The organism is Limnohabitans sp., from assembly GCF_040400975.1.
Classification (GTDB): Bacteria; Pseudomonadota; Gammaproteobacteria; order Burkholderiales; family Burkholderiaceae_C; genus Limnohabitans_A.
The window spans coordinates 453-1,387 of the sequence record NZ_JBBAPF010000113.1 but is presented as its reverse complement, the minus strand read 5'-3'; the positions used below and the strand labels follow the sequence as shown (position 1 = coordinate 1,387).

The 935-nt window shown below is 56.7% G+C and carries 1 protein-coding gene; it reads left to right on the top strand.

Features of this window, described 5'->3' with window-relative positions; genetic code table 11:
- Positions 1-376 precede the first annotated feature (376 nt).
- Positions 377-935 (top strand): hypothetical protein (locus tag ABWQ00_RS16065; RefSeq protein WP_353239663.1); only part of this gene is annotated, 559 nt, incomplete at its 3' end.

The following is a 935-nucleotide window of genomic DNA, read 5'->3' as shown; positions in this document are numbered from 1 at the left end:
TGTGAACTTGGCCAGCGATTGCCTCTTGTTGGAAGATAACGATGACTGGCGTGAGAAATTGTGGGGGCACCTGCCATTCTTGCAGCGAAATGGACTTGGTCTCTTTCCGCAATAAAGTGAGGCATCTGTGGCGCAAAAGGGCGCTCGAGCAGGGCACCCGTCTCAAGAATGCCAGAGAGCTCCGTTGGGAGGGCATCGAGAACTACTTCAGGAAAGCCCTGCCACAGGCCAAGTACGCCGTCATCCGTGAGCTCTGCGTGATGCGCATCCGCACAGCGGCCGCGGTCTGGACGGCGGACATCACAAAAATGAGCACACTCTCAAATGTGCTCAAGCCGTCCACGAGGAGTATATCAAGGCCTTGGAGACTGCACAGTTGGACGAGCTTGCAAGCGTCAGTGGCTGGACCTTGACGGCACAGGAGGCAGACTACCTCACGTCCATTTCGGACAACGTGGCTCTCGTGTTTTTGTGCCTCCACATTGACTGCCTCCTACTACGGCATGAACCATCAGTGGGTCAAGGCCAAATCAATGCGATCTTCAAGTGCCCCAAATGGGCGAGGGTGTATCAACCCTGGGTAACCTCAAGGGGTCGTGTCAACGCCCAGAAGCTCCTGCAGATAAGGGACCCCACATCAGGAGTCTTCACCCGCTTTGCTTGCACATGGCCCGGCGGGAGCGATGACAAGTGGCTCCTCTCCCAGGCGGAGGCCCATGCCCGCAACGTCAATGTGCCCGAGAACGCGGAGGCCTTCCTCCGCAAGGAAGCATGCTCACTGCATGACCGGCTGGAGAACCAGAAGATCCCGGATGGGCTCCAGACTTTCAAGTTTAACCACAACTTGGTCTGGAATTTCACACAGACCCAGAAGGGCAAGATCAATTGGGACGAAAGCTGCTGGGCCCACATCCTGGATGGCTTCCAGGGCAATG